The 2345-nt window shown below is 43.7% G+C and carries 3 protein-coding genes; all 3 read right to left on the reverse strand.

Going from position 1 to position 2345, the window contains the following annotated elements:
- Positions 1-238: 238 nt before the first annotated feature.
- On the reverse strand, positions 239-1660 hold the full coding sequence (locus BMZ06_RS17430) for a dihydrolipoyl dehydrogenase family protein (RefSeq protein WP_089754015.1): 1422 nt from the start codon (positions 1658-1660) through the stop codon (positions 239-241).
- Complete coding sequence (locus BMZ06_RS17435) at positions 1657-2058, reverse strand: DUF1499 domain-containing protein (RefSeq protein WP_089754017.1); 402 nt, start codon at positions 2056-2058, stop codon at positions 1657-1659. The genes BMZ06_RS17430 and BMZ06_RS17435 overlap by 4 nt, the downstream gene beginning before the upstream one ends.
- 74 nt (positions 2059-2132) lie before the next feature.
- Positions 2133-2345: hypothetical protein (locus tag BMZ06_RS20840; RefSeq protein WP_425431790.1), on the reverse strand; the 213-nt coding region annotated here is incomplete at its 5' end.

Here is a 2345-nt window from a genome sequence, read left to right on the forward strand (position 1 = left end):
AATATTCAAAGGCATTCGCCTTACGGCAACGGCATTCATCTCCCCCTTACCACCGGTCTTCGACACGGCGCTTGAAGAGGGCGTCTTCTGCTGATGAATGATAAAGTGTATAAATCAGTGACAAGGAGATGCGCGTTATGATTATTTTGGTAAGGCAGAGCCGTCTTTATTCGAAACATCACAGGCGGCTCTATATAACAAAAAACAAGCTGGCCTTTATACAGGCCAGCTCTTTATTTTATCTAAATTTTCGAACATACCATTTCAGTGCTCCATTTAATGAGCTGTCGAATAATTTCTCTCTCCAATACAAATCTGCGGTCTGAGAAACTACATTATTTTTCGCTGGGTACGGATGAATGATATTAGATATCGCTTGAAATTTCTTATTCAGGGCCTGAACAGTACCAATTTCCTGCATCCATTCCCCCGCCCCTTCGCCTATAGCATGAGCTCCGACAATCCGACCTCGATTTGTCGTTAAAACTTTAACCAGTCCATCGGTATGACGCTCCGCCATAAAGCGATCATTATCGGCAAGTTTTGTCTTAAAGGTTAAGAGTTTTTCACCGTACTCCTCTCTTGCTTCCTCCTCTGTAAGCCCAAGATGATAAATCTCTGGACCTGTATATACTACCCAGGGCACTCTTTCATAAGATGCTTTCCTGGATAAACCAAATACAGCATTGGAAACAGCAATTTTCCCTTCCATACCCGCTACATGAGTGAATGGCATGGATCCATTACAGTCTCCAACCGCATAAATATGACGCTGAGTCGTTCGCATCGCAGCATCCACAGCAATCGAACCATTTGAAGTTTCAACACCAGCCTGTTCTAGACCGAGCTCATCCACATTCGCTTTTCGTCCCGCCGCTACTAATAAATTTTCAACGTTCAGCGAATTTGCGGAGCCGTCCTTCGTGTAGTGAATTTTCACGCCTTCATTCGTAGATTCGAGGCGGTCCACCTTTGCTCCGGTTATGACATGCATTTCCTCGGATAACAACCCTTCAGCTAGACCAGCAATTTCCTTATCTTCTTTGGCTAAAATCTGTTCCCCACCTTCAAAGACCGTAACATCTACACCTAAACGGGACATCGCCTGAGCGAGTTCTGAACCAATGATACCTCCTCCGATTACCCCGAGTGAGGACGGCCTTTTCCGTAAAGAAAAAATAGATTCGTTGGTGAGATAATCAATACTCTCTATACCCTGGATTGGTGGCACCACGGGAGAAGAACCTGTAGCAATAACAAAACGTTTCGCTGAAATGGTTTCTTCTCCCACTCGCAATGTATGATCATCTATAAATTGGGCTTGTGCTTCATAAATATCAATTCCAAGCTTGATGAAACGATCTTTGGAGTCGTGATTCTGCACATCTTGCACGGCTTCGGCCACTCGTTCCATCGCACCTGTAAACAAGCGGTCATAGTCCGATTCAGTGAAGTCGGAATACTGTCCGGCCTGATGGACTTCCCTGGCCGCTTCTATCATGGCCTTAGAAGGCATGCAGCCATAATGCAGACAATCCCCTCCAAGTTCACTCTTTCTTTCAATAAGAGCAACGGACGCTCCAAAACTTGCTGCCCCGGCAGCAACAGTCAGACCGCCTGATCCTCCGCCTATTACGGCGATCTGGTAATCATAACTCATGAATGGGCCTCCTTCTCTATATATCCGTAATAAGCGTCAGTGAAAGCTTTCATTCGTTTTCGATTTACTCCCATATCAGAATAACCCGTTCGAGAAGCTGAGCGGAAATGCACCTTCCGGCTTGAGTCATCTAAGTAAAACTCTACATCATCCTTGAATCGAAAAAGCTTTGTAACCACAAGAGCGTGAATGTAATGTTCCTCCTCAATTTCTAATTTGGTTCTCTCCATTTCCTGCAAGACTTTTTTCAATGTTTCTTTCGTTGAATTCAAATCTCCGTGAAACGGTAAAGGTTCCATCTTTTTATCTGATTGCTCGGTTTGAGTTGAAACGCAGTTCGGAGAATTAGGACATTCAGCTAATCTCCCGTCCTTAACTCCCAGATATTGTTTTCCCATGCTATAAACCACTCCTTTTCTTTACACTACCTTTATATTCACGTTTAATCCAATAAAAAAACACCCTAGACTCTCTAGGATGCTTTTCCACCTGCATTTTTATGTTCTTTCGCCTTCTTCTCTTTCTGAGATTCCAACGATTTCTTCTCTGCTTTTTCTTTCGATTGACCAGAATTTGATTTTGCTTTGTCTTTCTTCTTATCTTCCGAAGACTCTTTATCGGGCTTTTCCTGCGATTGGCCAGAATTTGATTTCGGCTTGTCCTTCTTCTTATCTTCCGAAGACTC

The organism is Halobacillus alkaliphilus (genome assembly GCF_900113125.1).
In the GTDB taxonomy this organism is placed as follows: Bacteria; Bacillota; Bacilli; order Bacillales; family Halobacillaceae; genus Halobacillus; species Halobacillus alkaliphilus.

What these genes read in the sequence shown, in the direction of transcription:
- BMZ06_RS17435 (WP_089754017.1), bottom strand. Translation starts at nt 2,058, where the DNA reads ATGGGAAAACAATATCTGGGAGTTAAGGACGGGAGATTAGCTGAATGT.
- BMZ06_RS17430 (WP_089754015.1), bottom strand. Translation starts at nt 1,660, where the DNA reads ATGAGTTATGATTACCAGATCGCCGTAATAGGCGGAGGATCAGGCGGT.